Source organism: Paraburkholderia phosphatilytica, assembly GCF_003443895.1.
Taxonomy (GTDB): Bacteria; Pseudomonadota; Gammaproteobacteria; order Burkholderiales; family Burkholderiaceae; genus Paraburkholderia; species Paraburkholderia phosphatilytica.
In genome coordinates, this window is record NZ_QQOA01000016.1 from 113655 (window position 1) to 138420 (window position 24766).

Annotated in this window: 21 protein-coding genes; 9 read left to right on the forward strand and 12 right to left on the reverse strand. The window is 65.4% G+C overall.

Annotated elements, in window-relative coordinates:
* Window positions 1-97: 97 nt before the first annotated feature.
* Window positions 98-718, reverse strand: coding sequence for an NUDIX hydrolase (locus DVS29_RS18720; RefSeq protein WP_240655680.1), 621 nt, complete (start codon window positions 716-718; stop codon window positions 98-100).
* A 215-nt stretch (window positions 719-933) separates the two neighbouring features.
* Here DVS29_RS18720 and DVS29_RS18725 point away from each other — a divergent pair, with 215 nt between their 5' ends.
* The 6 genes from DVS29_RS18725 (at window position 934) to DVS29_RS18750 (ending at window position 10430) form a co-directional block, all read left to right on the forward strand.
* Window positions 934-1719: a YkgJ family cysteine cluster protein gene (locus DVS29_RS18725; RefSeq protein WP_240655681.1), complete on the forward strand. Its 786-nt coding sequence runs from the start codon at window positions 934-936 to the stop codon at window positions 1717-1719.
* A 342-nt stretch (window positions 1720-2061) separates the two neighbouring features.
* Window positions 2062-5289: an efflux RND transporter permease subunit gene (locus tag DVS29_RS18730; protein ID WP_118181981.1), complete on the forward strand. Its 3228-nt coding sequence runs from the start codon at window positions 2062-2064 to the stop codon at window positions 5287-5289.
* A gap of 22 nt (window positions 5290-5311) precedes the next feature.
* The gene (locus DVS29_RS18735; RefSeq protein WP_118181982.1) at window positions 5312-6577 is read left to right on the forward strand and encodes an efflux RND transporter periplasmic adaptor subunit; all 1266 of its coding nucleotides are present in this window, start codon (window positions 5312-5314) and stop codon (window positions 6575-6577) included.
* 44 nt (window positions 6578-6621) lie between these two features.
* Window positions 6622-8142 (forward strand): efflux transporter outer membrane subunit, encoded by a 1521-nt coding sequence (locus DVS29_RS18740; RefSeq protein WP_118181983.1) that lies wholly within the window; start codon window positions 6622-6624, stop codon window positions 8140-8142.
* A 101-nt stretch (window positions 8143-8243) separates the two neighbouring features.
* The gene (locus tag DVS29_RS18745; protein ID WP_118181984.1) at window positions 8244-8930 is read left to right on the forward strand and encodes a heavy metal response regulator transcription factor; all 687 of its coding nucleotides are present in this window, start codon (window positions 8244-8246) and stop codon (window positions 8928-8930) included.
* A 36-nt stretch (window positions 8931-8966) separates the two neighbouring features.
* Window positions 8967-10430 (forward strand): heavy metal sensor histidine kinase, encoded by a 1464-nt coding sequence (locus DVS29_RS18750; RefSeq protein ID WP_118181985.1) that lies wholly within the window; start codon window positions 8967-8969, stop codon window positions 10428-10430.
* 97 nt (window positions 10431-10527) lie between these two features.
* Here DVS29_RS18750 and DVS29_RS18755 read toward each other — a convergent pair whose 3' ends face one another.
* The gene (locus tag DVS29_RS18755; protein ID WP_118181986.1) at window positions 10528-11460 is read right to left on the reverse strand and encodes a DMT family transporter; all 933 of its coding nucleotides are present in this window, start codon (window positions 11458-11460) and stop codon (window positions 10528-10530) included.
* A gap of 250 nt (window positions 11461-11710) precedes the next feature.
* Between DVS29_RS18755 and DVS29_RS18760 the strand changes: the two genes are divergently transcribed.
* Entirely contained in the window at window positions 11711-12463 is a 753-nt protein-coding gene (locus tag DVS29_RS18760; RefSeq protein ID WP_118181987.1) for an IclR family transcriptional regulator domain-containing protein, read from the forward strand.
* 251 nt (window positions 12464-12714) lie between these two features.
* On the forward strand, window positions 12715-12930 hold the full coding sequence (locus DVS29_RS18765; RefSeq protein WP_118181988.1) for a hypothetical protein: 216 nt from the start codon (window positions 12715-12717) through the stop codon (window positions 12928-12930).
* Window positions 12931-13036: 106 nt separating this feature from the next.
* Here the strand turns inward: DVS29_RS18765 and DVS29_RS18770 are convergent, their stop codons facing one another.
* The 4 genes from DVS29_RS18770 to DVS29_RS18780 form a co-directional block, all read right to left on the reverse strand.
* Complete coding sequence (locus DVS29_RS18770) at window positions 13037-14704, reverse strand: NRAMP family divalent metal transporter (RefSeq protein ID WP_118181989.1); 1668 nt, start codon at window positions 14702-14704, stop codon at window positions 13037-13039.
* An 84-nt stretch (window positions 14705-14788) separates the two neighbouring features.
* The gene (locus DVS29_RS37345; protein ID WP_164707941.1) at window positions 14789-14962 is read right to left on the reverse strand and encodes a hypothetical protein; all 174 of its coding nucleotides are present in this window, start codon (window positions 14960-14962) and stop codon (window positions 14789-14791) included.
* Window positions 14963-15670: 708 nt separating this feature from the next.
* A complete protein-coding gene (locus tag DVS29_RS18775; protein ID WP_118181990.1) occupies window positions 15671-15955 on the reverse strand; it encodes a hypothetical protein in 285 nt (94 codons plus the stop codon).
* A gap of 64 nt (window positions 15956-16019) precedes the next feature.
* Entirely contained in the window at window positions 16020-16808 is a 789-nt protein-coding gene (locus DVS29_RS18780) for a Mut7-C RNAse domain-containing protein (RefSeq protein WP_118181991.1), read from the reverse strand.
* On the opposite strand from DVS29_RS18780, the gene DVS29_RS18785 reads away from it, so the two are divergent.
* Complete coding sequence (locus DVS29_RS18785; protein WP_276314318.1) at window positions 16807-17760, forward strand: NAD(P)-dependent oxidoreductase; 954 nt, start codon at window positions 16807-16809, stop codon at window positions 17758-17760. The genes DVS29_RS18780 and DVS29_RS18785 overlap by 2 nt on opposite strands.
* Before the next feature lie 294 nt (window positions 17761-18054).
* Here the strand turns inward: DVS29_RS18785 and DVS29_RS18790 are convergent, their stop codons facing one another.
* The 6 genes from DVS29_RS18790 to DVS29_RS18815 all read right to left on the reverse strand — a co-directional run bounded on the left by DVS29_RS18790 (window position 18055) and on the right by DVS29_RS18815 (window position 24644).
* Window positions 18055-18888, reverse strand: coding sequence for an OmpW/AlkL family protein (locus DVS29_RS18790; protein ID WP_118181993.1), 834 nt, complete (start codon window positions 18886-18888; stop codon window positions 18055-18057).
* A 168-nt stretch (window positions 18889-19056) separates the two neighbouring features.
* Window positions 19057-20292, reverse strand: a complete 1236-nt coding sequence (locus tag DVS29_RS18795) for a DUF2957 domain-containing protein (protein WP_118181994.1) — start codon at window positions 20290-20292, stop codon at window positions 19057-19059.
* A 153-nt stretch (window positions 20293-20445) separates the two neighbouring features.
* Entirely contained in the window at window positions 20446-21801 is a 1356-nt protein-coding gene (locus tag DVS29_RS18800; RefSeq protein WP_118181995.1) for a DUF2957 domain-containing protein, read from the reverse strand.
* A gap of 461 nt (window positions 21802-22262) precedes the next feature.
* On the reverse strand, window positions 22263-23210 hold the full coding sequence (gene argC / locus DVS29_RS18805) for an N-acetyl-gamma-glutamyl-phosphate reductase (protein WP_118182019.1): 948 nt from the start codon (window positions 23208-23210) through the stop codon (window positions 22263-22265).
* 184 nt (window positions 23211-23394) lie between these two features.
* Window positions 23395-23961: a flavodoxin family protein gene (locus tag DVS29_RS18810; RefSeq protein WP_118181996.1), complete on the reverse strand. Its 567-nt coding sequence runs from the start codon at window positions 23959-23961 to the stop codon at window positions 23395-23397.
* 65 nt (window positions 23962-24026) lie between these two features.
* Entirely contained in the window at window positions 24027-24644 is a 618-nt protein-coding gene (locus tag DVS29_RS18815) for a YbhB/YbcL family Raf kinase inhibitor-like protein (RefSeq protein WP_240655682.1), read from the reverse strand.
* Window positions 24645-24766: the final 122 nt, after the last annotated feature.

Genomic DNA, 24766 nt, shown 5'->3' on the forward strand with positions numbered 1-24766 from the left:
ACAAGACCTGCAAGCCTCACCCGCATCCAGCTTCCCCTCGTTCGTTCAAACCTTGTCAGCCACAGCCAGCGGCAACCGCGCTTCGACCAAACCGAAGTCAATCGAACTCCATCCCACCGTTCCGCCGCAACGCATCCAGCCGCACGATCTGCTCCGGCAGAATGCGTCCCATCGAAAGCGGCGGCAGCTTGTCGATGTCGAAGAAGCCGACCTCGCTGGTCTCGACGCCGATCACATCGCCGCGCGTCGTTGCAACGATTTCGCCAAGCATCACGAGCTTCCAGATATGAAAGACGCTAGGCGGATGCGGATGCTTGCGGTTGTCCCACACCGCGAGCAGGCGGTTCACGCGCACCGTGTATCCACTTTCTTCGCGCACCTCGCGCACGGCATTCTCCGCGGGCGTCGCGCCGACATCGGCCCATCCTCCGGGAATGGACCAGCAGCCATCCGCGGCTTCGCGCACGAGCAGGATTTGCCCGGCATCGTTGAACACCGCGCAGCGCACGTCCAGCTTCGGGTTCGCGTAGCCCTCTTCCTGCAGGAACAGCTCGGCGACCTGCGCCGTCTCCATGCCCGACAGTTCCGCAAGCTGTGCATGCGCGATGGCTGCGATTTCCTGGTATCGCTCCTTGTCGAACGTGCCCTCGGTGTAGTGGAGACCGCTCTGCGCGATCGCAAGGAGACGGCGGGCCTGTTCGAGTCGCGACGTAGACACGGGTAGTGGCTCCAGAAAAGAGTTCGATTCGATGCATCGCTTGCTTGCAGAAAGCTTGCGGCGAGCAGCATCGTGTTAACGATACCTGAGCGCGTCGCCGATTCGCTCGCATTCCCGATCCTTTCTCTGTAAGAATGGCAGCTTCCGCACGACTCACTCCCCGTTCGCCGCATCCGTTCGGGCTGCGGCACGCGATCGAGAGGAGAGCAGCGAAAGTGGACGACACGGATATCGACTTCCATTGCACGATGTGCGGCAAGTGCTGCCACAACCTGCGCTTGCCGCTCACGGTCGGCGAAGCCATCGCATGGCTCGAGCGCGGCGACGATGTCGACGTGCTGTGCGAGGCGTTGCCGTGGCCGGTCGAGCCCGATGCGTCCAATGCCGAAGCGATCTATCGTCGCCAGCGTTCGTCCCCGACGACGAGCGGCTCGCTCCCCACGCGCATCCAGATCGTGCTTGCGGCGTCGTTCGCTGGGCCGTGCCCGAATCTCGGCGAAGGCAACGTGTGCGGCATCTACGATGACCGCCCGCTCGTGTGCCGCATCTATCCGGCCGAAATGAATCCGTTCGTTCGCCTCGCGCCCGAACACAAGGCGTGTCCGCCGGATGCGTGGCAAGGCGCGCCGCTGACGCGCGGTGGCCGCATCGTCGATGCAGCGATGGTCGAACTGATCGAGCGCTCGCAGCTCGCCAGTCGGCAGGAGATCGAAACGAAAATGAAAGTGTGCGTGGCGCTCGGTCTGCACGAAGCCGCGCTCGCGAACGAAGGTTTCGTGATCCATGCTCCGGAGCGAAGCGTGTTGCTCGATGCGCTGAAGCATTCCACGCAGTCCACGGGCGCCATGTCATCGGCCAACGGAGACTGGACCTACGTGTCGAACCGCATGAAGACCGTCAACGCGCTGAAGTCGGTTGGCGCGACGAGCGTGTTCGCCGATACGTTCGACACCGAAGCACACCAGTATCTCGGCTTTTTCGAAGCCGCAGCGGAAGCCTGAAGCGGCTACTTAATTTTTCGTAATACGAAGCGCCCGTTTATGGCAGCTTTGCCATTCTGGCGCCATCGATCTGTTAGTGCCAGGCAACTAGCATAGACCCCAGTCACCGAGCGACGTGTACCGTCTCGGTCGATCAGCATGTGCCGTGCTGGAGGGTGTCTGCACCGGCTTTCTGTGTCGCGCGCGCCGCGCTGTGGTGTCGCGCCGCCATCGCGCGACCGGCCGGCGCTGCGCTCGAACTGCTTCGTGACGTAGGTCGCGCAAGCATCCATCGGGTTGCGCTCACGCAACTGCTCACGGCGGCGTCCTTTCGCTCCCCGCTTCCTTTTCGGGCACGTTTCAATGTGGATTGTCAACGTTGCACTCAAGCGGCCGTACACGTTCATCGTGATGGCCATCCTGATCCTGCTGGCGACGCCGTTCGTCCTGTACACGACGCCGGTTGACGTGTTGCCCGAGATCAACATCCCGGTCGTCAGCATCATCTGGAGCTACACGGGTCTGTCCGCGGAGGACATGGCCAACCGCATCACGTCGGTCAACGAGCGCAGCCTGACCACCACCGTTAACGACATCGAGCACATCGAGTCGCAATCGCTGCAGGGCATCGCGATCATCAAACTGTTCCTGCAACCCAACGCGAACATCCAGACCGCGATCGCGCAGACGGTTGCGGTCGAGCAGGCGCAGCTGAAGCAGATGCCGCCGGGTGCGACGCCGCCGCTCGTGATCAGCTATTCGGCGTCGAGCATTCCGGTGATCCAGCTCGGCATGTCGAGCCCGCGTCTGTCGGAACAGGACCTCAACGATCTCGCGCTGAACTTCCTGCGCCCGCAGCTCGTGACGATTCCCGGCGCGGCCGTGCCGTATCCGTATGGCGGCAAGACGCGCCTGATTTCGGTCGACCTCGACACGCACGCGCTGCTCGCGAAAGGGCTCACGCCGCTCGATGTGGTGAACGCGGTCAACGCGCAGAACCTGATCCTGCCGACAGGTACCGCGAAGGTGGGCCCGAAGGAATACACGGTGGACATGAACGGCTCGCCCACCACCATCGAGGGGCTGAACGACATACCCGTGCGAACGGTGAATGGTGCGACCACCTATCTGCGCGAAGTGGCGCACGTGCGTGACGGCTTCTCGCCGCAGACCAACGTGGTGCGTGAAAACGGCCATCGCGGCGTGCTGATCTCGATCCTCAAGACAGGCAGCTCGTCGACGCTATCGATCGTGAACGCGCTGCATGCGCTGCTGCCAACGGCGCGCGCGCAGTTGCCGCAGGACCTGAGCCTCACGGCGCTGTTCGATCAGTCGGTGTTCGTTAAGGCATCGATTGCGGGCGTGGTGCGCGAAGCGGTGATCGCTGCGGCGCTGACCGCGATGATGATCCTGCTGTTTCTCGGCAACTGGCGCAGCACCTGCATCATCGCGATCTCGATTCCGCTGTCCATCCTGAGTTCGCTGATCGCGCTGCACGCTTTAGGGCAGACGATCAACATCATGACGCTGGGCGGCCTCGCGCTCGCGGTGGGTATTCTCGTCGACGATGCGACGGTGACGATCGAGAACATCGAGCGGCACCTGCATATGGGCACGAATCTGCACGACGCGATCCTTGAAGGCGCGGGCGAAATCGCGGTGCCCGCGCTGGTGTCGACGCTGTGTATCTGTATCGTGTTCGTGCCGATGTTCTTTCTGACCGGCGTGGCGCGCTATCTGTTCGTGCCGCTCGCCGAAGCGGTGGTGTTCGCGATGCTCGCTTCGTACGTGCTGTCGCGTACGCTCGTGCCGACGCTCGCGATGCTGCTGATGGGCCACGCGCACAAACCGAAGAAGGGCAAAGCGAAGTACGCGAGGCCCAATCTCTTCATGCGTCTGTATCACCGCTTCGACAAGGCGTTCGAGCGCATGCGCGGCGGCTACATCATGATCCTGAGCAGCCTGCTGGTACGCCGCAAGATGTTCACGTCGTGCTTCCTCGCGTTCTGCGTGCTGTCGCTCGGTCTCGTGTTCGTGCTCGGCGAGGACTTCTTCCCGACCGTCGACGCGGGCGACATCCGCCTGCATATGCGTGCGCCTACCGGCACCCGCATCGAAGAAACCGCGCGCCTCGCGGATCAGGTCGAAAAGGTGATCCGCCAGGTGGTGCCCGCGAACGAGCTCGGCACGATTCTCGACAACCTGGGCCTGCCGTATAGCGGCATCAACCTGTCGTACAGCAACGCGGGCACGATCGGCACGCTCGACGGCGAGATTCAGGTCGCGCTGAACGAAAGCCATCATCCGAGCCAGATCTACATCGACAAGCTGCGCGCGATGCTGCCGCGCCTCTTCCCGGGCACGGAGTTCTTCTTCCAGCCCGCGGACATCGTCACGCAGATCCTGAACTTCGGCTTGCCGGCTGCCGTCGACGTGCAGATCTCGGGCACGAACCAGAGCGGCAATCTGCAGGTGGCGCGCGAGCTGATGAAGCAGATCAAGCAGATTCCCGGCAACGTGGATACGCACATCCAGCAGAAGCAGGACGAGCCGGTCATTGATCTCACGATGGACCGCACGCGTCTGCAGCAGCTGAACCTGAGCGCCGCGAACGTCGCACAGAACCTGCTGATTTCGCTGTCCGGCAGCTCGCAGACCTCGCCGGGCTTCTGGTACAACCCGCGCAACGGCGTCGAATACAACCTCGCGATCCAGACGCCGCAATACCTCATATCGTCGATCGACGCGCTGATGCGAACGCCGGTGTCGTCCGCGCTTACGGGCCCGACGCAGCTGCTCGGCAACCTCGTGCGAGTGCATCAGAAGAGCCAGTTCGCGGTGGTCACGCACTACAACATCCGCCCGGTGATCGACGTGTACGTCAGCGTGGAAGGTCGCGATCTCGGCAGCGTCGCGTCGCAGATCAACAGGCTCGTCGACAAGGCGCGCGCCACGCTGCCGCGCGGCAGCCAGATCACGGTGCGCGGCCAGGTGCAGACGATGCGTACGTCGTATCTCGGCCTGGGTCTTGGCGTCGCGATGGCGATCGTGCTCGTGTATCTGCTGATCGTCGTCAACTTCCAGTCGTGGATCGACCCGCTGATCATCATCAGCGCGCTGCCCGCGGCGCTCGCCGGCATCGTGTGGATGCTCTTCATCACCGGCACTCACATGAGCGTGCCCGCGCTGACCGGCGCAATCATGACGATGGGCGTCGCGACCGCGAACTCGATCCTGATGGTGGCGTTCGCACGGCAACGTCTCGCGGCGGGCGCGCCGCCGCTCACCGCGGCGCTCGAAGCCGGCGCAAGCCGGATTCGCCCGGTGCTGATGACGGCGCTCGCGATGATCATCGGCATGGTGCCGATGGCGCTCGGCATCGGCGAGGGCGCGGAGCAGAATGCGCCGCTCGGCCGCGCGGTGATCGGCGGCCTGATGTTTGCCACAGTGTCGACGCTGTTTTTCGTCCCGCTGCTGTACGCGGGCATCCATAGCCGCCTGGCGCGCCGCGAGGCACGTCGCCGGGCTGAGGAAGAGCTGGAAGACGATGACGACGAAAGCGGTGCGTCGCCCTCTCATCCGCACGCGTAAAAGTTCTGGACGGCTGAACGAAATGACTGAGAAAACCCACGCCTCGCTGGCAATCCCGGCACTGGACACCGAAGACGGACACGCGCTGCCTCCGCGTCATCGCGAATGGCGACGCGCGAAGATCGCAGTCGTGATCGTGCTGCTGCTGCTCGCGGCGGGCGCGCTGCGCACGGTGGTCGCAAACATCCTGCAAAGCCGCACGGTGGCGACGACGACCCAGCAGAACGCGAAGCAGTACGTCGACGTGGTCACGCCGAAGACCACCGAGGCCAGCGGCGCGACGCTGCTGCCGGGCACGCTGAGCGGCTATGTCGAATCGCCGATCTACGCGCGCGCGACTGGCTATCTGCTGCACTGGTACGTCGACATCGGCGCGCAGGTGAAGCAGGGGCAGCTGCTTGCCGAACTCGATACGCCCGAGATCGATCAGGAGCTCGCGCAGGCCGTTGCGCAACGCGACCAGATGAAGGCGAGCCTCGCGCTCGCGAAGACCTCGTACGATCGCTGGCAGCAGTTGCGGCAGCGCGATGCGGTCTCGCAGCAGGAACTCGACGAGCGGCAAAGCACGTACAACCAGGACGTCGCGAACCTTGAGGCTTCGAATGCGAACGTGGAGCGGCTGCGCCAGCTCGAATCGTTCAAGCGCATCGTCGCGCCGTTCACCGGCGTGATCACGCAGCGCAACGTCGACGTCGGCGACCTGATCGATGCGGGCAGCGGCACGAGCCGCGCGCTGTTCGCGATGGTGCAGTCCGATCCGCTGCGCGTGTATGTGCAGTTGCCGCAGGCCTACGCGCAGAACGTGACGGTCGGGCAGGACGTCGTCGTCACGCAGGCCGAGCTGCCGGGCAAGGAATTCCACGGCACGATCACGCACATCGCGGGCGCGATCGACGTGGCGACCCGCACGCTGCAGATCGAAGTGCGGCTGCCGAATCCGGACAACAAGCTGCGCCCGGGCGCGTATGTGCAGGTATCCGTGCCCGCGTCCGCGCAGGGCGAACTGACAGTGCCGGACAACGCGCTGCTGTTCCGCGCGCAAGGGCCGCAGTTCGCGGTGGTCGACGATAACGGCGTCGTGCATCTGAAGTCGATCACGATCGCGCAGGATCTCGGTCAGACGCTCGAAATCTCGAACGGCATCGCGCCGACCGATCGCATCATCATCAACCCGAGCGATTCGATCGACAACGGCGATCACGTCGTCGTGCAGGCGCAGAACGCGCCGCCCCAGCAGAAGCCGCAACCGCGCACGCAGCAGCAGGCGAAGAACGGAGGGCAGTCGTGAAGTATCGCGCTCGTCTTTGCCCGCATCCTGCATTCGCGACGGCAATGTGCGCAGTGGCCAGCGCCGCGCTGCTGACCGCGTGCACGGTCGGGCCGGACTATAAGCAGCCGCATGTCGACGCGCCGCCCGCGTGGCACACGGAAGGCTATTGGCGCGTCGCGCAGCCGTCGCATGCGCCGCTCGATCCGGACTGGTGGAAGAGCTTTAGCGACGACACGTTGAACGGTCTGGAAACGCAGGCGCTCGCGCAGAACCAGACGCTCGTCGCGGCCAGCGCGCACTACGATCAGGCCCGCGCGACGCTCGCGAACAACGAGGCGCAGCGTTTGCCTGAAGTGGATCTGTCCGGTGCCGCGGCGCGCGAGAAGATCTCGAAGAACCGGCCGCTCACGAATTACGGCACGCCGAATCAGTCGACGGTGCAGAACAGCCTGCAGATCGGCCCGACGGTCAACTACGACACCGACCTGTTCGGCCGCATCCGTCGCGAGGTGGAAGGCGCGAAGGCGTCGGCGGAACAATCGCGGGACGACCTTGCGAACGCGCGGCTCGTGCTCACCACCGATCTCGCGACCGACTACTTCTCGCTGCGCGAGCTCGACGCCGAGATCGACGTGCTGAACCAGTCGGTCGCGCTGCAGGAAAAAGCGCTCAACTACGTGAAGTCCGAGCATGAACTCGGCTCGGTGTCGGGCCTCGATCTGCTTCAGCAGCAGTCGCTGCTCGACTCCACCCGCGTGCAGGCCACGTTGCTCGTGAACCAGCGCGAGACCGAAGAGCACGCGATCGCGGCGCTCGTCGGCGTGCCCGCGCCGCAGTTCACGATCGCGCCGAAAGTCGTGCAGACCGCGGTGCCGGCGATTCCGCTCGGCGTGCCGAGCGACGTGCTGCAGCGGCGGCCCGACATTGCTTCGGCCGAACGCGCAATGGCCGCCGCGAACGCGCAGATCGGCGTCGCGAAGGCCGCGTTTTTCCCCAGCCTGACGCTCGTGCCGGGGCTCGGCTGGGAGAGCACGTCGTTCGCGAGTCTGCTGACGGCGCCGAGCCTGTTCTGGACGCTCGGTGCATCGCTGAGCCAGGTGGTGTTCGACGGCGGCCGGCGCGCGGCCAACGTCGATTTCGCGAGCGCGGGTTACAAGGCGGCGGAGGCGAACTACCGGCAGGCCGTGCTGACGGCGTTCCAGCAGGTGCAGGACGGCGTCACCGGTCTGTCGGTGCTCGACGACGCGTCGAAGCAGTCGAGCCAGGCCGTGGCCGACGCGCGCAAGCTGCTGTCGCTCGCGAACGACCGATACTCGGGCGGCCTCGTCGCGTACCTGGACGTGATCACCGCGCAGCAGTCGCTGCTGACGAGCGAGCGGCAGGACGTGCAGATCCACGGCCAGCAGATGTCGCTCGCGGTATCGCTGGTGAAGGCGCTCGGCGGCGGCTGGGATGGGTCGCAGCCGGCGGTGGCGGTGGGTGCATCGGGTGCATCGGGCGCGTCGGCTGCGTCGGGTATGGATGGAAAAGACACCGCACCGGGCACGCCCGTGCGGCAGGAGGCGATGAATCACGCGGACTGACCCGGTGCGGGCGGATTTGCGCGGAGGGCGGCGAGGGTGCCGCCCTGAAAGCGCTGGTTCAGCGTGTTTCGTATAATCGTAAGGTCAGGGGAGGGGCGCCAATGAAGCTGCTCATCGTGGAAGACGAACTCAAGGTCGTGGATTACCTGCGCTCCGGGCTGACGGAGCAGGGCTGGGTCGTCGATGTCGCGCTAGACGGCGAGGAAGGCATGCATCTCGCCACCGAATTCGACTACGACGTGATCGTGCTCGACGTGATGCTGCCCAAGCGTGACGGCTTCAGCGTGCTCAAGGCGCTGCGCATGCGCAAGCCCACACCGGTCATCATGCTCACCGCGCGCGACCACGTGAACGACCGCGTGCGCGGCCTGCGCGAAGGCGCGGACGACTATCTCACCAAGCCATTCTCGTTCCTCGAACTCGTCGAGCGTCTGCATGCGCTCGCGCGCCGCACGCGTTCCCAGGAGTCCACGCTGATTTCGGTCGGCGATCTGTTCGTCGACCTGATTGGCCGGCGCGCAACGCGCGAAGGCGTGCGGCTCGATCTCACCGCGAAGGAATTTCAGCTGCTGAGCGTGCTGGCGCGCCGCCAGGGCGACATCCTGTCGAAGACGGCGATCACCGAACTCGTGTGGGACGTCAACTTCGACAGTCACACGAACGTGGTGGAAACCGCGATCAAGCGGCTGCGCGCGAAGCTCGACGGACCGTTCCGCACCAAGCTGCTGCACACCGTGCGCGGCATGGGTTATGTGCTCGAAGTGCGTGAGGAGGCCGAAGCATCATGAGTGGCCTCTACACGCGCGCTAGCTAGGACAGGCATCATGAACCGCTCGATCGCCCGCCGCCTCGCGCTGATGTTCGCGCTCGTCGCGCTGTCAGTCTTTACGCTCGTCGGCAGCGGGCTCTTTCTCGTGCTGCGCTCGCAGCTCGAACATCATCTCCGCGAATCGCTCGACGACCGCACGGAGATCGCGAAGATCATCGTTTATCACGCGATCAATCCGGACAAGTGGCGGATGGCGCGCGAGAAACTCACCGACATGACGCCGCGCGACGGCACCACGAACTTCTCGGTGTCGAGCGCCGACCCGGCGTTCAACTACGGCCACCTGGTGCAGGGCCGCGTGATTAACCAGTGGCCGGGCAACTATGAACGCGTGCGTACCGACGGCGCCGCGCATGACATGCTGACGAGCACGCTGCAGCTGCCGCCGTTCGGCGGCCGGCCGGCGGTGCAGCTGCAGGTGGCGGCGAGCTACAGCCCGAACGTGCGCACCATGCAGGCATTCGGTTTCGCGCTGGCGGCGCTGTCCGCACTGGGCAGCTTCGCGGTGCTGCTGCTGAGCTATTCGGTCACGCGCATCGGTCTTACGCCGCTGCGGCGGCTGACGCGCGAGGCGTCGGCGGTGAGTCCGGACAACCGCTCGCAGCGGCTCGACACCACGTCGCTGCCGCTCGAACTGAACGATCTCGCGAACTCGTTCAACGGCGCGCTACAACGGCTCGACGCGGCGTACGGACGCCTCGAATCGTTCAACGCGGACGTCGCGCACGAACTGCGCACGCCGGTCACGATCCTGATCGGACAGACCGAAGTCGCGCTGTCGCGCAACCGTTCTGTCGACGATTTACAGCACACGCTGCAGTCGAACCTCGAAGAGTTCGAGCGCATGCGCGGCATCATCAACGACATGCTGTTTCTCGCGCGTGCCGATCAGGGCGAACGCGCGACGGGGCTCGTGGAGGTGTCGCTCGCGGCGGAAGTTGCGCGCACGCTGGATTTTCTGGAGATTCCGCTCGAAGAGGCGGGCGTGCACGCGGTGGCGCGCGGCGATGCAATCGGGCTCGTGAACCGGTCGCTGTTCGGCCGCGCGTGTACGAATCTCGTGATGAACGCGATCCAGCATTGCGCGCGCGGCGCGACGCTCACGGTCACCGTCACCGTCGTTCGCGATGCGGGGCATGTGCAGTTGCGCGTCGCGAACCCGGGCGAGCCGATCGCGCCTGAAGTGCTCAATCACCTGTTCGACCGCTTCTATCGCGCGGAAGTGTCGCGTACCAACAGCCGCGAGAACCACGGGCTCGGTCTTGCGATCGTCAAGGCGATCGCGGAGATGCACGGCGGCACCGTGTTCGTACGATGTGCGGACGGGATCAACACGTTTGGTTTTTCAGTGGCGAGCGCGCGGCAGGATCGCACCGATCTGCACGAAAGCGGCGCACCGATGACGGTGGGTCCGGCGCCGTCCAACCTGACGCCCGTGACGACGTTCAAGGCGCGTTGAGTCTGCGCGGGTTTGCGCCTGTGCACGCTGGCAACGACGGTGCGTGTGCGTCCACGCGTGTGCGCGTCGCTGCGTTTTGCGTCTTTTGCGTCTTGAATCACGCGCGCGTCGCCGCTCCCGCGCGGCGGCTCTCCAGCAGCGGCAGCAGCTGGCAGACGATCAATCCGGTGAGCATCAGCGCGCAGCCAAACAGCGCGCGGCTCGATAGCGTCTCGCCGAGCACGATCCAGCCGGACAGCGCGGCGAACACCCCCTCCATGCTGAAGATGACGGCGGCGTGCGCCGGCGCGGCGTCTTTCTGCGCGACCACCTGGATCGTGTAGCCGATGCCGACCGAAAGCGCGCCGCCATACAGCACGGTCGGCGCGCCGGCCGCGATCACGGCCAGGTTCACGGGCTCGATGGCGAGCGCGATCGCGAGACAGATCACGCCGCACACGACGAACTGCACGAGCGACAGCGCGAGCGGATCGAGCCGTCGCGCGAAGTATCCGACGACCATCACCTGCACCGAGATCACGACCGCACAGCCGAGCTGGAACCAGTCGCCGTAGAGAATCGTGAAGTGTTCGCTGACGCTGAGAAAGTACATGCCGACCACCGCGAGCAACGCGCCGAGCCAGGTGCCCATGCCGGTCTGATGGCGCATCAGTACGCCGAGCACCGGCACGATGATCACGTACAGCGACGTGATGAAGCCGGCGTTCGCGATCTTCGTGTACTTGAGGCCGATCTGCTGCAGCGAGATCGACAGCGCGAGCAGGATGCCGAGCACGACGCCCGCCACCAGCAGATCGCGCTGCATCGCGCGCGGCGCGCTCAGGAGCCGCACTCGTGACGCCGTGGGCCGCAGGCACGCGATCAGCGCGAACACGACGCCCGCGCCCAGCAGGAAGCGCAGACCGGTGAACAGGAACGGACCGATCGCGTCGAGGCTCAGCCGCTGCGCGACGAACGCGGAGCCCCAGATGATCGCGGCGATCAGCATCAGCAGGTTGGCGCGAAGGTGGCGGCGGGTGGCGGGTTGCATGCGATCGGGTCTTGGATGAGGGTGGTGCGCGTCGCAGCGTGCGTGCGGTTTGATGCTGAATGCAGCGTGGCTAGACGCGCAGCGACGTGATGAACCGCCGATGATACCGCGTTCCTTGCGTCGGGCTTTCGCTGTCCGTCGTCCAGCCGGTCAGCCGATCGGTCGCCTGATTGCATGCGGTCGCGCGATAATCGCGCAATCCGGCCGCGCACTTCCGCGCCGCCCGCTTCCAACCGTGCGGATCACGACGATGGACGAAAAGGACTGGATTGCCGGCGCCGCGAAGGCGCTCGCGATCATCGAAGCGTTCGACGAAGACCACGCGCGCATGACGCCGACCACCGTGGCCACTCGCGCGGGGCTGTCGCGCACGGCGGCGCGCCGCTATCTGCTGACGCTCGGCGAGCTCGGCTATATCGACACCGACGGCAAGCTCTTCTGGCTCGCGCCGCGCGTGTTGCGGCTCGGCCAGTCGTACCTCGAATCCGCGCGCCTGCCGCGCACCGTGCAGCCGTTTCTTCAGCGCATTACCGCCGAGGTGCAGGAGACGGCGCTGGTCGCGATTCTCGATGAGCACGATGTGGTCTACGTGGCGCGCAACGGCGTCAATCGCGCGATGGCGATGGGCTTCGTGCTGGGTTCGCGGGTGCCGGCGCCACTGTCTTCGGCGGGGATGATCTTGCTGGCGTCGCGCGCGCCCGAGGAGATCGACGCGTGGCTCGCGACCTACGAGATCCGGCTCTTCACGCCGTACACCTACGCGAGCATCGACCGGCTGCGCGAGGTGCTGGCCGAAGCACGCCGCAATGGCTACGTGGTCACCGACCAGCAGCTTGAGCCGGGCATGCGTGGCGTCGCGGTGCCGCTGCGCGACCGGCACGGCAATGTGGTCGCCGCCATCAGCGTGAGCATGCCGATCGGACAGGAGTCGGCGAACGGCGCGTTGCATCGCGTGCTGCCCGTTTTGCAGGAAACCGCGAGTCTCCTGCGTAATCTCGTCTGATCAATACGGACGCGCAAACCGCAAAAAGAAGGCAAAAATAAGGCAAAAAGCGCGAATCCGCATATCGTTCGGCATTCACGAGTTTTCCCTGTCTCACGGAAAATACAATCCACCCTTTTTGGGATGACAAACGCCCAACGCTGCGTGATACTGCCCCGCGGGGAATATTCGGGTGCCCACGCCCATCGGTTTCACCCCGCTGCAGTTATTCATTCACATTGACTTGATTGTCAGGTTTGGGGATTCCATCAATGAAGAAGATCATCGCCTCGCTCGTCACCGCAGCCGTCGCACTGGTTTCCGTCCAGGCTTTCGCGCAAAGCTCGGACGCCGCTGCGGCCGCTCCGGCCAGCGCAACGAAGAAAGCCCATCACACCCACAAGAAGCTGAAGACGCACGGCAAGCGCGCCGGCGTGTCGTCGGCGGCTTCGGCTGCCGGCACGAGCGACAACGGCTCGCAGAACTAAGCCTCGCGCCGCGCAAGCGGCGTCAGTCGCAGAAGTCAGTCGTTGAAGCACGAAAGGCCAGGGCGTTCGCCCTGGCCTTTTTCGTTTGATGTGACGAAAGCGTCGTTCAGTGGTGCAGCGCGAGCTCGATCACCTTCACGAGCACGAGGCCCACTGCGATCACGAGATACAGACGCAGCACGCCCATCCACACCCGCTGGCTCAGGCTGATCTGCGGCGCCGGCAGCTCGTCGAGCGGCGGCATGCGCCAGCTGTCGCGCGCGTCGCGATCGACGGCAGCGCGCACCGCGCCGAGCCAGCCGTTCGCATCGCGCCGGCGCAGCCACAGCGCGATCGCGGTGCCGACGACGGCGAGCAGCGTGCCGCCGACCAGAATCTCGATCATCGCCGCGCCGCTGATATCCGGGAACAGCACCGACCCCGTCAGGATGATCGACAGCATCACGAGCGCCCAGATCACCGCGCCGGTGAAGAGATTCAGGCGCAGCGAGTTGACCCACGGCCCGAGCACCGCGCGGTCGTTGCACAACAGCAGCAGGAACACGGTGGCGCTGGGCAGCAGCACGCCGGCGAGCGTCTGCACCGCTTCGGTCAGGAGGCCGAGCGGGCTGCCCGGAATCAGCACAAGCGCCGCCGCGAGCGCGATGATGCCGAAGTAGACGAGATAGAAGCCCTTCGCGTCGCCGACGCCGCGATGCAGCGAATGGCGGATGCCGAACGTGTCGCCGATCGCGTAGGCGGTGGACAGCGACACTGCCGCCGCGCCGATGATGCACGCGTCGAGCAGCGCGACCGCGAAGATCGTCGCGGGCCAGCGGCCGACATAGCGGTCGAGGCCGGCGATGATGCCGCCCGCATCGGTGAACTGGCCGAATTCAGGGCGCCCCGCGAACAGCGCGGAGGAGAACGAAATCATCGCGACCGCGCCGATCATCACGAAGCCGATGCCGATCCACAGGTCCGCCTTTTCGTACTTCATGAAGCGCGGCGTGATCCGCTTGTCGATCACATAGCTCTGCTGGAAGAACAGCTGCCACGGCGCGACCGTCGTGCCGACGATGCCGATCACGAGCAGCATCACGTCGCTCGTCTTTGCGTGCGCGGGCCAGTTCGGCACGAAGAAATCGCGCGTGATCTGCCCGACGGGCGGGTGGATCGATACGAGCACCGGCACGAGCAGCAGGCTCAGGATGCACAGGGCGAGCGCGAAGCGTTCGAAGCGGCGGAAGTCACCGGTGCTGACGGCGGCGCCGGTCAGCAGTGCGGCGACCAGCACGCCGGCCACGCGCGGCACGCCGAGAAACTCGAGCGCGAACGTGATGCCGATGAACTCGGTGACGATGGTGAGCGCATTGAGCAGGAACAGGTCGATCACGCTGAACGCGCCCCAGAAGCGGCCGAAGCGCTGGAAGATCAGGCGTGCATGGCCGACTCCGGTCACGGCGCCGAGGCGCAGCACCATCTCCTGATTCACGAACAGCACGGGGATCAGGAGCAGCAGCGTCCACAGCAGCGACGTGCCGTAGTTCTGGCCGGCCTGCGTGTAGGTGCCGAACGCGCCCGCATCGTTGTCGCCGACCATCACGATGAGGCCGGGGCCGAGGATCGCGAGCAGCGTGCGGATCCGCGCGGACCAGTTGCGCCGCGAGCCCGTGTCGTGATGCGCGATCGTGCCGAATGCGCCGCGGATGTCGCCGACGTGCGCGTCGTCGAGCACCGCGCTGCGTTCGCGCGCGGGCGGTGCGGCCTGGTTGATCTGTGCTGGCGTGGACATGTGCAGCTCCCTGTTGTTTTGATGTTGTCGTCGGTCTTGCGATCCGCCGGTCCGTCCCTGACGGCCGGCGGTTCCATACGTCGGTTAACGGCGCGCCGGACGCTTCGCCGTAGCGAAACGCAGACGCCACGCGCGCAGCGCCTGCACGAGCGAGCGCGTCAGGTTGTGCTCGCGCGGATTCAGCGCGAGCAGGGTGTCGTAGTGGACGCGCGCTTCTTCGATGTGCGGCAGCTTTGCCACGAGGAGAGCGAATTGCATGATGGTTCCTCCGGTGAGACAGGGTGCTTCGTGAGCTTCGTTTTTCGGGCCCGTGAAGCCTGCATCGTGATCTCAGAGGCGCTCGCGGAAAGGGCGGGCGCGGCCGGGGACAACACTGCAAACTTCGTCAGTCGATGCGTGCGGCCTTGAAGATAGAAAGCGGCCGCGGCACCGTCGGGCGTGCATGGCGTAACTGGGGACTAGATTCACCGTCCGGCATGACGGCCTCCCTTCGTGCACGGGGCACGCTTGCGTTGATCCACATGCGCCGCGGCGGGCGACCTTGCGGTCGCGCACGCGCATATGGCGCATGAACGAACACGCGGCATGCAACGCACGCTGCGTATGCCAGACGGACGAACGAATACGCGCGAACGCGACGACGCCCGGATGGCGGTCACCAGATGTGCACGGGGAAGTACGGTGGTACTGCGACGCGCACCGTCTGCCTGTTGGCAGGACGGCGGCTAGAAAGAAGTAGCGCGGGGTGTCCTGCGGTTCAGGCAGCAAGACCGGCGGCTAAACCGGTCGAGGTTGTCGAAGATCGACTACTGCTAACGTCCAAGGCAAATGCCCCTTTTGTTGAGAACACCCAAATTTTAGGCAGCTGGCGGATTGCGCGTCAACGATAAATTCGCTTGGGCGCGCAATTTGCAGAACACCCTGTTGCATGTGGGTCACGCGAGGCGGTCTGGCCCCGCGGGGCGGTCACTTCGTGCTGGACGCGAGGCCTTGCTGCAGGAGCTCGGTGAGGAGGCCAGTCATGCCGTCCGGGTGCGTGGCGGCGCGCGCCTTCAACTGCTCGACGAGCTCCGCGTTCAGCTTGCACGCGAACGGAATCAGGCCTTGCGCCTGGTCGAGCTTGCGCTGCTCGCGACGGTCGAGCTTCGTGTCGTCGGCGCTTTTGCCGAAGCGCTCGGCGTGGGACTGCTTCATTGCGTGGGTCAGCTTCAGCGCCTTGTTTTTCTCAAGGTCGGTCTTCTTCATGGCCATCAGGTGTGCCTCTCGATTCGAAACGATCCGGCATTGTACGCATCGCGCGGGCCCGGCGCGGCCTTCAGACGGGAGCGGGCGGCGGATTGTCGGCGTCGTCGCCGTGGTTGGGCGAGGCGCCCGTCACGCTATCCATCAGCGCGCGCATGCGCTTCCAGTGCGAGCCTTCCCAGAACACCCGTCGACAGATGTCGCAGGTGACGAACTGCGCTTGCCGCTGGAATACGCCTTCCGGCACGCGGTCCGCCGCCTCTTCCTTCGCGATGCGCCGCAACGGCGCGTTGCAGGTCAGACAGAGCCGGAACGGATGCGCGCTGCCGGCAAGGTCGAGGCGGCGGAACACTTCGCGCAGCTGCGCCTCCGGCTTCAGCGCGCGCACGTAGCAGCCGTGCGTGATGGTGCGGCGCTTGAGCAGTTCGCGGTCGCGCGTGAGGACGATGCGTGCTTCGGCGTGCGCGAGGGCTTCGATGTCGGCGTCGGGGTAGTGGTTGTCGTAGAGCGTGTCAAAGCCCGCGAGACGCAGCAGCTGCGCGAGGCCGCCCAGGTGCGCGTCGGCGACGAAGCGCATCACCCGCAGCGGCGCGTCGCGCACGCGCAGGAGCGGGGAGATATCCAGCGCCTCGAACTTCGGATACACCGCGACGCGGTCGCCTTCCTTCAGCGGATGCTCGAAGCCCACCGATTCACCGTTCACCACGATCAGCTCGACCTCGGTATGCGGCACGCCAAGCGCCTCGATCATGTGCTTCGCGGTGGCGTCCCGCGCGCACTCGCACGCGAACGCGCGCCGCCGCAGGGGCCGGGCGAGGAAATCGTTCAGCTCCTCGTAGAAGCGGAAAGTCGCGGTGACCATGGCGCCAGTATCGCACCGCGCCGCTGCATCGTTCACACGGCTGTGCTCTACTGCCGGTTCCAGAAGAGAGGAGCGGCAGATGGATATCGGTTTCATTGGGCTCGGCGAGATGGGCGGCGCGATGGTCGCCAACATGTTGAAAGCCGGGCATCGGGTGCGGGTGTGGAATCGCTCGCCGGAACGCGCGCAGCGGCTCGCCGAAGCGGGCGCGGTGGTGGTGGCGACGCCGGCCGAAGCATTCGCGGGAGACGCGGTGTTTTCGATGCTCGCCGACGATCACGCGGTGCGCGAAGTCTTCGATGCGCCGCTGCTCGCCGGCGCGCCGCGTGGCCTCACGCACGTGAACATGGCGACGATCTCGGTCGCGCTCGCCGAAACCCTTGCGCACGAGCACGCGCATCGCGGCCTGCACTACGTCGCGGCGCCGGTGCTGGGGCGGCCCGACGTGGCGGCGGCGGGGAAGCTGACGATCGTCGCGGCCGGTCCCGCCGAAGCGATCGATCGCGTCCAGCCAGTGCTCGACGCGATCGGCCAGAAGACGTGGCGGATCGGCTCGCTGCCGCAGCAGGCGAGCGTGATGAAGCTGGCGGCGAACTTCATGCTGGCGTCGGCGGTGGAGGCGCTCGGCGAGGCGTCGGCACTGCTCGCGGGCCATGGTGTGGCGATGCAGGACTTTCTCGACGTGATCACCGGCGGTCTGTTCACGGGCCCCGTCTACTCGGGCTACGGCAAGATGATCGCGGAGCGGCGCTACGAGCCGGCGCTCTTCAAGGCGCGTCTCGGGCTGAAGGACGTGCGGCTCGCGCTGGCCGCCGCCAATGCGACACATACGCCGATGCCGATGGCGAGCACGGTGCACGACAGCCTTGTGCAGGCGGTCGCACAGGGCGACGGCGAAAAAGACTTCGCGGTGCTGGGCGAGGTGTCGGCGCGGCGTGCTGGGCGGGCTTGACCGGAGGCACGGCAAGGGTTCGGGCGCGAGCGGGCAGATGCCCGCCTAACGGGCTGTTGCTCATAAGCAACATGCGAAGTGCTTTTCACTTACGAATGTTGCGCCGCATCAAAGGGTTTGCTATAGTGGTTTCTGTCTCCTCCATGTCTCCTCTGATATGGATTAAGCCCGCCAACCTGGCGGGCTTTTTTTCGTCCGTCGTCCGGACGCATCGCTCGTTTCTAGCGCGGCAAAAAGAAATGGCCGCATTGCGCGGCCACCTCTGTCTCTCAGGTCCAGCTTGTTGTCTCGTCGTCAGAATTTGTACGACAGGCCCACGTACGTGATGATCGGATCGGCGCTCAGCTTCGCCTTCGAATCTGACAGCTCGGTGCCGTCGGCGGCCCGCACGATCACCGACGAATACGTCTTCAGCGGGATGTACGTGACGGATGCGACCACGCCGATGTGGTTCGTGATGCTGTAGGTGGCGCCGAGGTTGAACACCGGCGCCCACGAAGACGACGCCTTGCCTTCCACCGTGGTCGTGCCCGGCTTACCCGCGCCGGCCGCGAGCACCGCGCCCAGGTTGTTCTGCGTCGACTGCACGAAGCCCTTCGACAACTGGATGTCCGAGAACCAGTTGTACGACACGCCGATGCCCGCGAACGGCCGGAACTTGTCAGTCGGCTTGCGGAAGTAGTACTGGAAGATCAGCGCCGGGCTCCACTGCCGCACGCTCTTCACGATCGGATTCGCGCCTGGGTCGCCGAGATCCTGGGTGCCGAGCGCGCCGGCGGGTCCCGGCGGCTTGATCGTGCCGGAGCCGTAGATCTTGAACTTCGGCGGCACGCCGGCCACCGTCGTCGTTGCGATGTGATCGGTCCAGAAGTGGGTGATCAACAGGCCCAGCGTGTCCGCGTTGTTGGTCGACAGGCCGGTGCCGGACGACGTGAACTGGTTGGGCAGCCGCAGCGGCGTGTTGATCGGTGTCGGTGCGACGTAGGTGGTGAGCGGCGTGCTCGAGTCCTGCGGCATCACGTGGAACCAGCCGAGCGACACGACGTTGTCGCCCGTGCCCTGCGCATACGCACCCGCCGACAGGCAGGCGGCCGTCACGGCCGCCGCCGTCATCATGCTTTTCTTCATGTTCTCCCTCCGTGTGCGGGTTTCGCTTCAACGCACCTGGCGTTGTCCCAGCCGGTCGATGCGCCTTGTCCCGCCTGCCCGCGGCGCCGGCGCGTGCCGTACGCGCGGCGGCCTGCGGGCGGTTGCCCTCGTTCTATGCCTCGCCGGTTCGCAGAGGCTTCCGTTGCGTCATTGCACGAACGCGCCGATCGTGAAGTACGGCGACGACGCCGTATTCAGGTCAAGGAAGCCGAACACCCCACCGGTGAAGATGAACTTGCCGGTCGCCGTGGTGCTCGACGCGCCAACGTGCGTCGACGTGACGACGCCTGGCGTGCTCTCCGTGAAGTCGAGATTCAGCGCGGTCGCGAGCGATGCCTGCGATGCGTTGAACGGATCGAGCAGCGTGGCTTGCGTGCCTTCGAGCGCGGTGGTCCGGTAGTCGAACTGGCTGTCGACGCCGATGTATTCGCCGTCCTGCGAGTCGACTGCGACGGACGTCTGCGGCGCGAGGATCGAGATGCCGGATTCGTCGTCGGCGTACGGGCCGGGAGGCGTCGACGTGAGCGACGAGCTGGCCGCGCCGGTGCGCACGAGGATCGGCACGAGCTGGTTGCGCAGCTTGCCGACGATCATGAAGCCCTTCGCGTACGGCGTCGTGGCGAGCGTCGGCTTCGCCTGGCCCTGAAAGTTGTCGGTTTCGAACGCGCCGCTGCCATCCGACGACTGCACGAGGTTCGTGCCCGGCTGCTGGCACTTGCCCGCGTTGACGCCGCTGTTGTCGCACTCAGTCCACGTGCCGTCGGCGTTGATCGTGATCTTCGAGTCGACGGTGACAGGCGCGAAGCTCTGCGACGGTATCTGGTGATAGCCGAGCTGGTTGTACGTGCCCGCGACGTTCGCGATGTTCGTCTCGATCGACGAGAAACCGATGAACGGGTAGTACGGGAACGTCGTGTCGGGCACCGCGCCGGCGCCAAGCACGCCGTTGAACTGGATCTCCTTGCCGGGGATCGTGCCGCCCGCGACGCCTTCACCGATGAACACGCGTGCCGGCCGGCTCGAATCGAGGCTCGCGCCGTTCAGCTGGTACGCGCAGTTGTTGAGCTTGGCCGTCGGTAGTCCGGTTTCGCGTGTCAGCGTGCCGCTTTGCGTGGTGCCGGCGCGCGTCGGCGAGACGGTGCCGGTGGTTTGCGGAATCGGCGATTCGACGTAGGTGACCTGCCAGGTCAGCTTGGTCGTGTCGAGCTGCAGTTTCACGAGTTCGCCGTCGCCGCCGCCGCCCGTGAAGGTGGTCGAATAGTCGAGCGAAGACGGACACAACGCGGCGACGTTGGTGGTCGGACTCGTGTTGTCACTGCCGCCGCCGCACGCAGCGAAGAGCGGCGCCACGAGCACGAGCGCCGCGAAAAGCCTCCATTTCATACTGCCTCCCATTTGCTTTGCGGATGGCCAGCTCCCTGTCCAGCCATTCCGTCGGTCTTGTTGTTTACCGGTGCTGCGCCTGCGTTCTCTCCGCTGCTCTTCTTGTGCCGCCCCGGCTTGCGCCGAGGCGGGGTCCTGCGTACCTGCTGACGATCACTTGCTGACGAGTGCGCCGATGCCGAAGTAGGGCGACGAGCTCGTGCCGGAGATCGCGGAGGTCGACGTGATGCCGCCGTTCTCGGTGCCCTGGATCAGGACTCCGTAGAGCCCGCCTGCGGCGATCGCGAAGCCGGTGTTGCCGCTCGTGTCGGTCACATCGACCAGACCGGGCGACGTGTTCGGATAGCTCAGGCCGAACGCGCTTTCAGATGCCTGCGTCGACGGGTTGATGAACGTGCCCGCCGCGCCCTGGATCAGTGTCGCCGTGTACTTGAAGTTCGAGTCGGCGCCGGCGTAACCGCCGTCGAAGCCGCCCGACGCCAGCGAGGTGTCCGGTGCGAGCATCGCGATGCCGGATTCGTCGTCGACGGTGAGCGAGCCCGGATTGGCGACGCCCGTACGAACCACGATCGGGACCAGCACGCCGTTGAGCTTGCCGAGCACCATGTTCGCCGCGGCCGCGCTGCCGAGCGTGGTGCCCGAGCTGAGCTTCGGCGCGTCGGCGCTCGTGAAGTAGCCGCCGGACGACACCAGCGAGAACGCGTTCGCCGTCGTGTTGCAGGTACCACCCGAGCCCGACGTGCAGGAGCCGGTCGCGTTGAACGTCTCGACATCCTGCTTGCCGATCGTCGCGTAGTTGTCCGACGGCTGGATGTGATACAGCAGCGCGTTGTACGTGCCTTGCAGATCGGCGATGCTGGTATCGGTGTTGGCAAAGCCGATGAACGGATAGAAGTCGAACTTGCGGTCGGTCACGGCGAAGAGGCCGGTGCCGATGCCGACAATGGTGGCGCCCGCATACGAAATCTCCGCGCCCGGAATGCCGCCGCCGGCGACGCCGTTCAACCCGATGAGGATCATCGGCGGGTTGGACGTGTTGAAGGTCGACGCGGTGCTGTACGTGCTGCCGTCGGACGCGGTGCCGCTCGCCGGCTGAAGGATGAACGCGCAACGGATCTGTTCGGCCGTCGGCAGTGCGCCGGTCGGCGGATGGGAGACCGTGCCGCTGAGCGTGACGCCCTTGCGGGTCGGTGTGACCTCACCTGGCGCGAGCGGGATCGGCGACTCGAGCCACGTCAGCGTGTAGGTGAGATTCACCGCATCGATGTTGAGCTTGACGATCTCGCCGCTACCGGCGCCGCCAAGATACGTGCTGCTGCCGATGTCGGCCGTGGCCGGACAAAGCGAAGCCGTGGTGCCGGAACTCGGCGAGCCCTGGTTGGTGCAGCTCGAGCCCGAGCATTGTGTCGGGTTGATCGCGGACGGCGCGCCCGTGTTTCCGCCACAGGCAATGAACAACGGGGTCATGGCGATGGCTATCGCCAGCCCCCGCATGAAGGCATGCGACATGTTGTTGTCTCCCTGATGTATTTGTGCGTCGTAATTTCGCTTTGCGCCTTTCCGCTGTCAATTGATAGAACCGTCTAAAAAGGTCGATTCAAACAGCACGTAATTGTGCAAACACGTGGCGCCGTGTGCCTTACGGGACTTTTAAACAAAAAAGATTTTTTGCGCGGCTGTGGCGTGCGGGTCATCGGTCGCTGACGCCCGTCGCGTATGGCACTGGCGAAAGTCGCTAATCATCATCGAACGACCGTTCGCGACAGAATCGGGAGAATCCCTAATGAATTGAAACGCCTGGTAAGCGTGAAAAGCAATATTGACCGGAGCGTCTTTGAGGGGAAGGAGATAATCGGGAAATATTGACCGGATTTAAAACGCCATTCAGCGGCGCGGCTGGCCAGGAGGGTTTCAAACAGAAAAAAAGGCCGACCCGAAGGTCGGCCTCCTGCGCTCGGAGCGAGCGACGTTCAGCGTTTCAAGCCGGTATCTTCCGCGGCGCCGACCGCGAGGTTCATACACTGGATCGCGGCACCCGATGCGCCCTTGCCCAGGTTGTCGAGCCGCGCGACGGTGACGAAGCGCTCCTCGTTGCCGAACACGAACAGGTCGACGCGGTTCGTGTCGTTGTTCGCCTGCACGTCGAAGAAGCCGCCGTCGAGATTGTCTTCCGCGTTGAACGGCATCACGTTCACGAACGCTTCGCCCGCGTAGTACTCGGCGAACAGCGCCTGCACGTCCTGCGGCTTGACCGGCTTCGCGAGCTGACCCGGCGTGAAGAACGTGGTGACCGCGAGGCCCTTGTAGAAGTCGCCGACGATCGGTGTGAAGACCGGCGCGGATTTCAGGCCGGTATGCGCGGCCATCTCGGGCAGATGCTTGTGTGTGAGACCGAGCGCGTACGGGCGCGGGCTCTTCAGCAGATCGTTTCCGCCGGCTTCGTAGTCGGCGATCATTTTCTTGCCGCCGCCGCTGTAGCCGGTGATCGAGTAGCTGTGCGCGGCGAAGTCCGCCGCGACCACGCCCGCATCGACGAGCGGACGCATCGCGAGCACGAATGCCGACGCGTGGCAGCCAGGCACCGCGATACGCTTCGAGGCGCGCACGCGTTCGCGCTGGCCGCGGGTGAGTTCGGGTAGACCGTACGCCCAGTCGGCCGACGTGCGGAACGCCGTGCTCGCGTCGATCAGCACGGTGCGGTCGTTGTCGACCAGCGAAGCCGACTCGCGCGAAGCGACATCCGGCAGGCACAGGAACGTGACGTCCGACGCGTTGATGAGACGACGGCGTTCGTCGACGTCCTTGCGCTTCGCTTCGTCGATGCGGATCAGCTCCACGTCGGCGCGTTGCGACAGGTATTCGAAGATCTTCAGGCCGGTGGTGCCTTCCTGGCCGTCGACAAAAACTTTGGTGCTCATCTCGGTCTCGCTGATTGCGGGCGCGCCATCGCGCCGGAACGACATTTTAAGACGTCATCCGGAACGTGTGCAAAGTTGAGGGACGACCCATGGTGTGGCGCCCCGATGACAGCCTGATGAACGCACATTGCCGCCGGATGCGGGCCGTTCGTGGAGAAGCAGCACGCGAGCAGCGGGCGGACGCTCAGCCGGCGATCCAGCGCGCGGTCACCGCGGCGACGCGCGCGCCGAAGGTTCTCGCGGTCTCGAGGTCGCCGGGCGGCGGCGCTTCCTCGGGCGATGCATCGGCGGGCGATTGCGCGAGCAGACCCGTGAAGCCGCCGACGAAGTTCAGGTCGTTGCGCGTCGCGGCCTTCGTGTTCGACGGCATCATGCCGGTGCCCGCCCAGATCATGCTGTGCTGCATGGCCAGCGTGACGAAGTACTGGATCGTCGAGAACTTGTCGCCGTTCATCGTCGCGGAATTCGTGAAGCCGGCCGCGATCTTGTCTTTCCACTTCTGCGCGAACCACTGCTTCGAACTCGCGTCGGCGAACTTCTTGAAGTCCGCGGACGGTCCGCCCATGTAGGTCGGCGCGCCGAAGATGATCGCGTCCGCGGCGTCGAGCTCCGCCCAGCCGGCATCGTCGAGATCGCCCACCGCGATCAGCTGCGTGTGTGCACCGGCTTCATGCGCGCCGGTCAGCACGGCTTCGGCGACTTTCTTCGTGTGGCCGTAGCCGCTGTGATACACGATGACGATTTTCGGCATGCCTGACTCCAGAAGGACAATGAACAAAGCGGAATGCGGCGCTCGCAGCCGCGGCTCGCCGCAGCCTAACGCCCGTATTTGACGACCATGCGTGCGAAGCCGAGCGCGGCCGTGTTGATCTCGTGGTCGAACATCTCGGCAGGCCAGCCTTGCGCGAGATGCAGGTCGGCGGTGTCGAGCGCATAGATCGTCACGACATAGCGATGCGGCTTGCCGGGCGGCGGACACGGCCCGCCATAACCGTCGACGTCGAAATCGTTGCGTGCTTCGACCGCGCCGAGTTTCTTCAGCGCGCCCGAGCCGCTCGCGTTCTCGGCGATCGAGCCGGTACCCACCGGAATGCCGGCCACCGCCCAGTGCCACCAGCCGCGCCCGGGCGCGTCCGGATCGAACACCGTGATCGCGAAGCTGCGCGTGCCCGCTGGCGGGTTGTGCCAGCTCAGCTGCGGCGAGCGGTTGCCGCCGGTGCAGTCGTCGCGATTGAACACCTGCGCGTTATCGACATTGCCGCCCGCGCGGAAGCTGTCGCTGGTCACCGTGAACGCGCTCTGCGCAACGGCGTTCGTGGCATGCAGGACGAACGCCGCCGCGACGGCCGGCAGGCACGCGTGACGAAAGGCCGCCGCGGCCGGCTTCATGAGCCGTGACGTAGCGGTCAGCACTGCCGGGCGATGCCGGTGCATGAGCCAATCTCCTCTCAGGACGCTCTCGGAACACGCTCGAAACGCGACGCAGCGCATCGCTTCCACGTGCCATTGTCCCCATTTTGCCCGCGCGCGTCGAATCGCGCTGCGAAGCCAGTCGT

Excerpts from the sequence above, each read along its gene's own strand:
- DVS29_RS18745 (WP_118181984.1), top strand. The coding sequence starts at position 8,244 with ATGAAGCTGCTCATCGTGGAAGACGAACTCAAGGTCGTGGATTACCTG.
- DVS29_RS18760 (WP_118181987.1), top strand. The coding sequence starts at position 11,711 with ATGGACGAAAAGGACTGGATTGCCGGCGCCGCGAAGGCGCTCGCGATC.
- DVS29_RS18800 (WP_118181995.1), bottom strand. The coding sequence starts at position 21,801 with ATGTCGCATGCCTTCATGCGGGGGCTGGCGATAGCCATCGCCATGACC.
- DVS29_RS18755 (WP_118181986.1), bottom strand. The coding sequence starts at position 11,460 with ATGCAACCCGCCACCCGCCGCCACCTTCGCGCCAACCTGCTGATGCTG.
- argC (WP_118182019.1), bottom strand. The coding sequence starts at position 23,210 with ATGAGCACCAAAGTTTTTGTCGACGGCCAGGAAGGCACCACCGGCCTG.
- DVS29_RS18750 (WP_118181985.1), top strand. The coding sequence starts at position 8,967 with ATGAACCGCTCGATCGCCCGCCGCCTCGCGCTGATGTTCGCGCTCGTC.
- DVS29_RS18765 (WP_118181988.1), top strand. The coding sequence starts at position 12,715 with ATGAAGAAGATCATCGCCTCGCTCGTCACCGCAGCCGTCGCACTGGTT.
- DVS29_RS18790 (WP_118181993.1), bottom strand. The coding sequence starts at position 18,888 with ATGAAGAAAAGCATGATGACGGCGGCGGCCGTGACGGCCGCCTGCCTG.
- DVS29_RS18730 (WP_118181981.1), top strand. The coding sequence starts at position 2,062 with ATGTGGATTGTCAACGTTGCACTCAAGCGGCCGTACACGTTCATCGTG.
- DVS29_RS18785 (WP_276314318.1), top strand. The coding sequence starts at position 16,807 with ATGGCGCCAGTATCGCACCGCGCCGCTGCATCGTTCACACGGCTGTGC.
- DVS29_RS18735 (WP_118181982.1), top strand. The coding sequence starts at position 5,312 with ATGACTGAGAAAACCCACGCCTCGCTGGCAATCCCGGCACTGGACACC.
- DVS29_RS18810 (WP_118181996.1), bottom strand. The coding sequence starts at position 23,961 with ATGCCGAAAATCGTCATCGTGTATCACAGCGGCTACGGCCACACGAAG.
- DVS29_RS18775 (WP_118181990.1), bottom strand. The coding sequence starts at position 15,955 with ATGGCCATGAAGAAGACCGACCTTGAGAAAAACAAGGCGCTGAAGCTG.
- DVS29_RS18740 (WP_118181983.1), top strand. The coding sequence starts at position 6,622 with ATGTGCGCAGTGGCCAGCGCCGCGCTGCTGACCGCGTGCACGGTCGGG.
- DVS29_RS18815 (WP_240655682.1), bottom strand. The coding sequence starts at position 24,644 with ATGCACCGGCATCGCCCGGCAGTGCTGACCGCTACGTCACGGCTCATG.
- DVS29_RS18795 (WP_118181994.1), bottom strand. The coding sequence starts at position 20,292 with ATGAAATGGAGGCTTTTCGCGGCGCTCGTGCTCGTGGCGCCGCTCTTC.
- DVS29_RS37345 (WP_164707941.1), bottom strand. The coding sequence starts at position 14,962 with ATGCAATTCGCTCTCCTCGTGGCAAAGCTGCCGCACATCGAAGAAGCG.
- DVS29_RS18770 (WP_118181989.1), bottom strand. The coding sequence starts at position 14,704 with ATGTCCACGCCAGCACAGATCAACCAGGCCGCACCGCCCGCGCGCGAA.
- DVS29_RS18780 (WP_118181991.1), bottom strand. The coding sequence starts at position 16,808 with ATGGTCACCGCGACTTTCCGCTTCTACGAGGAGCTGAACGATTTCCTC.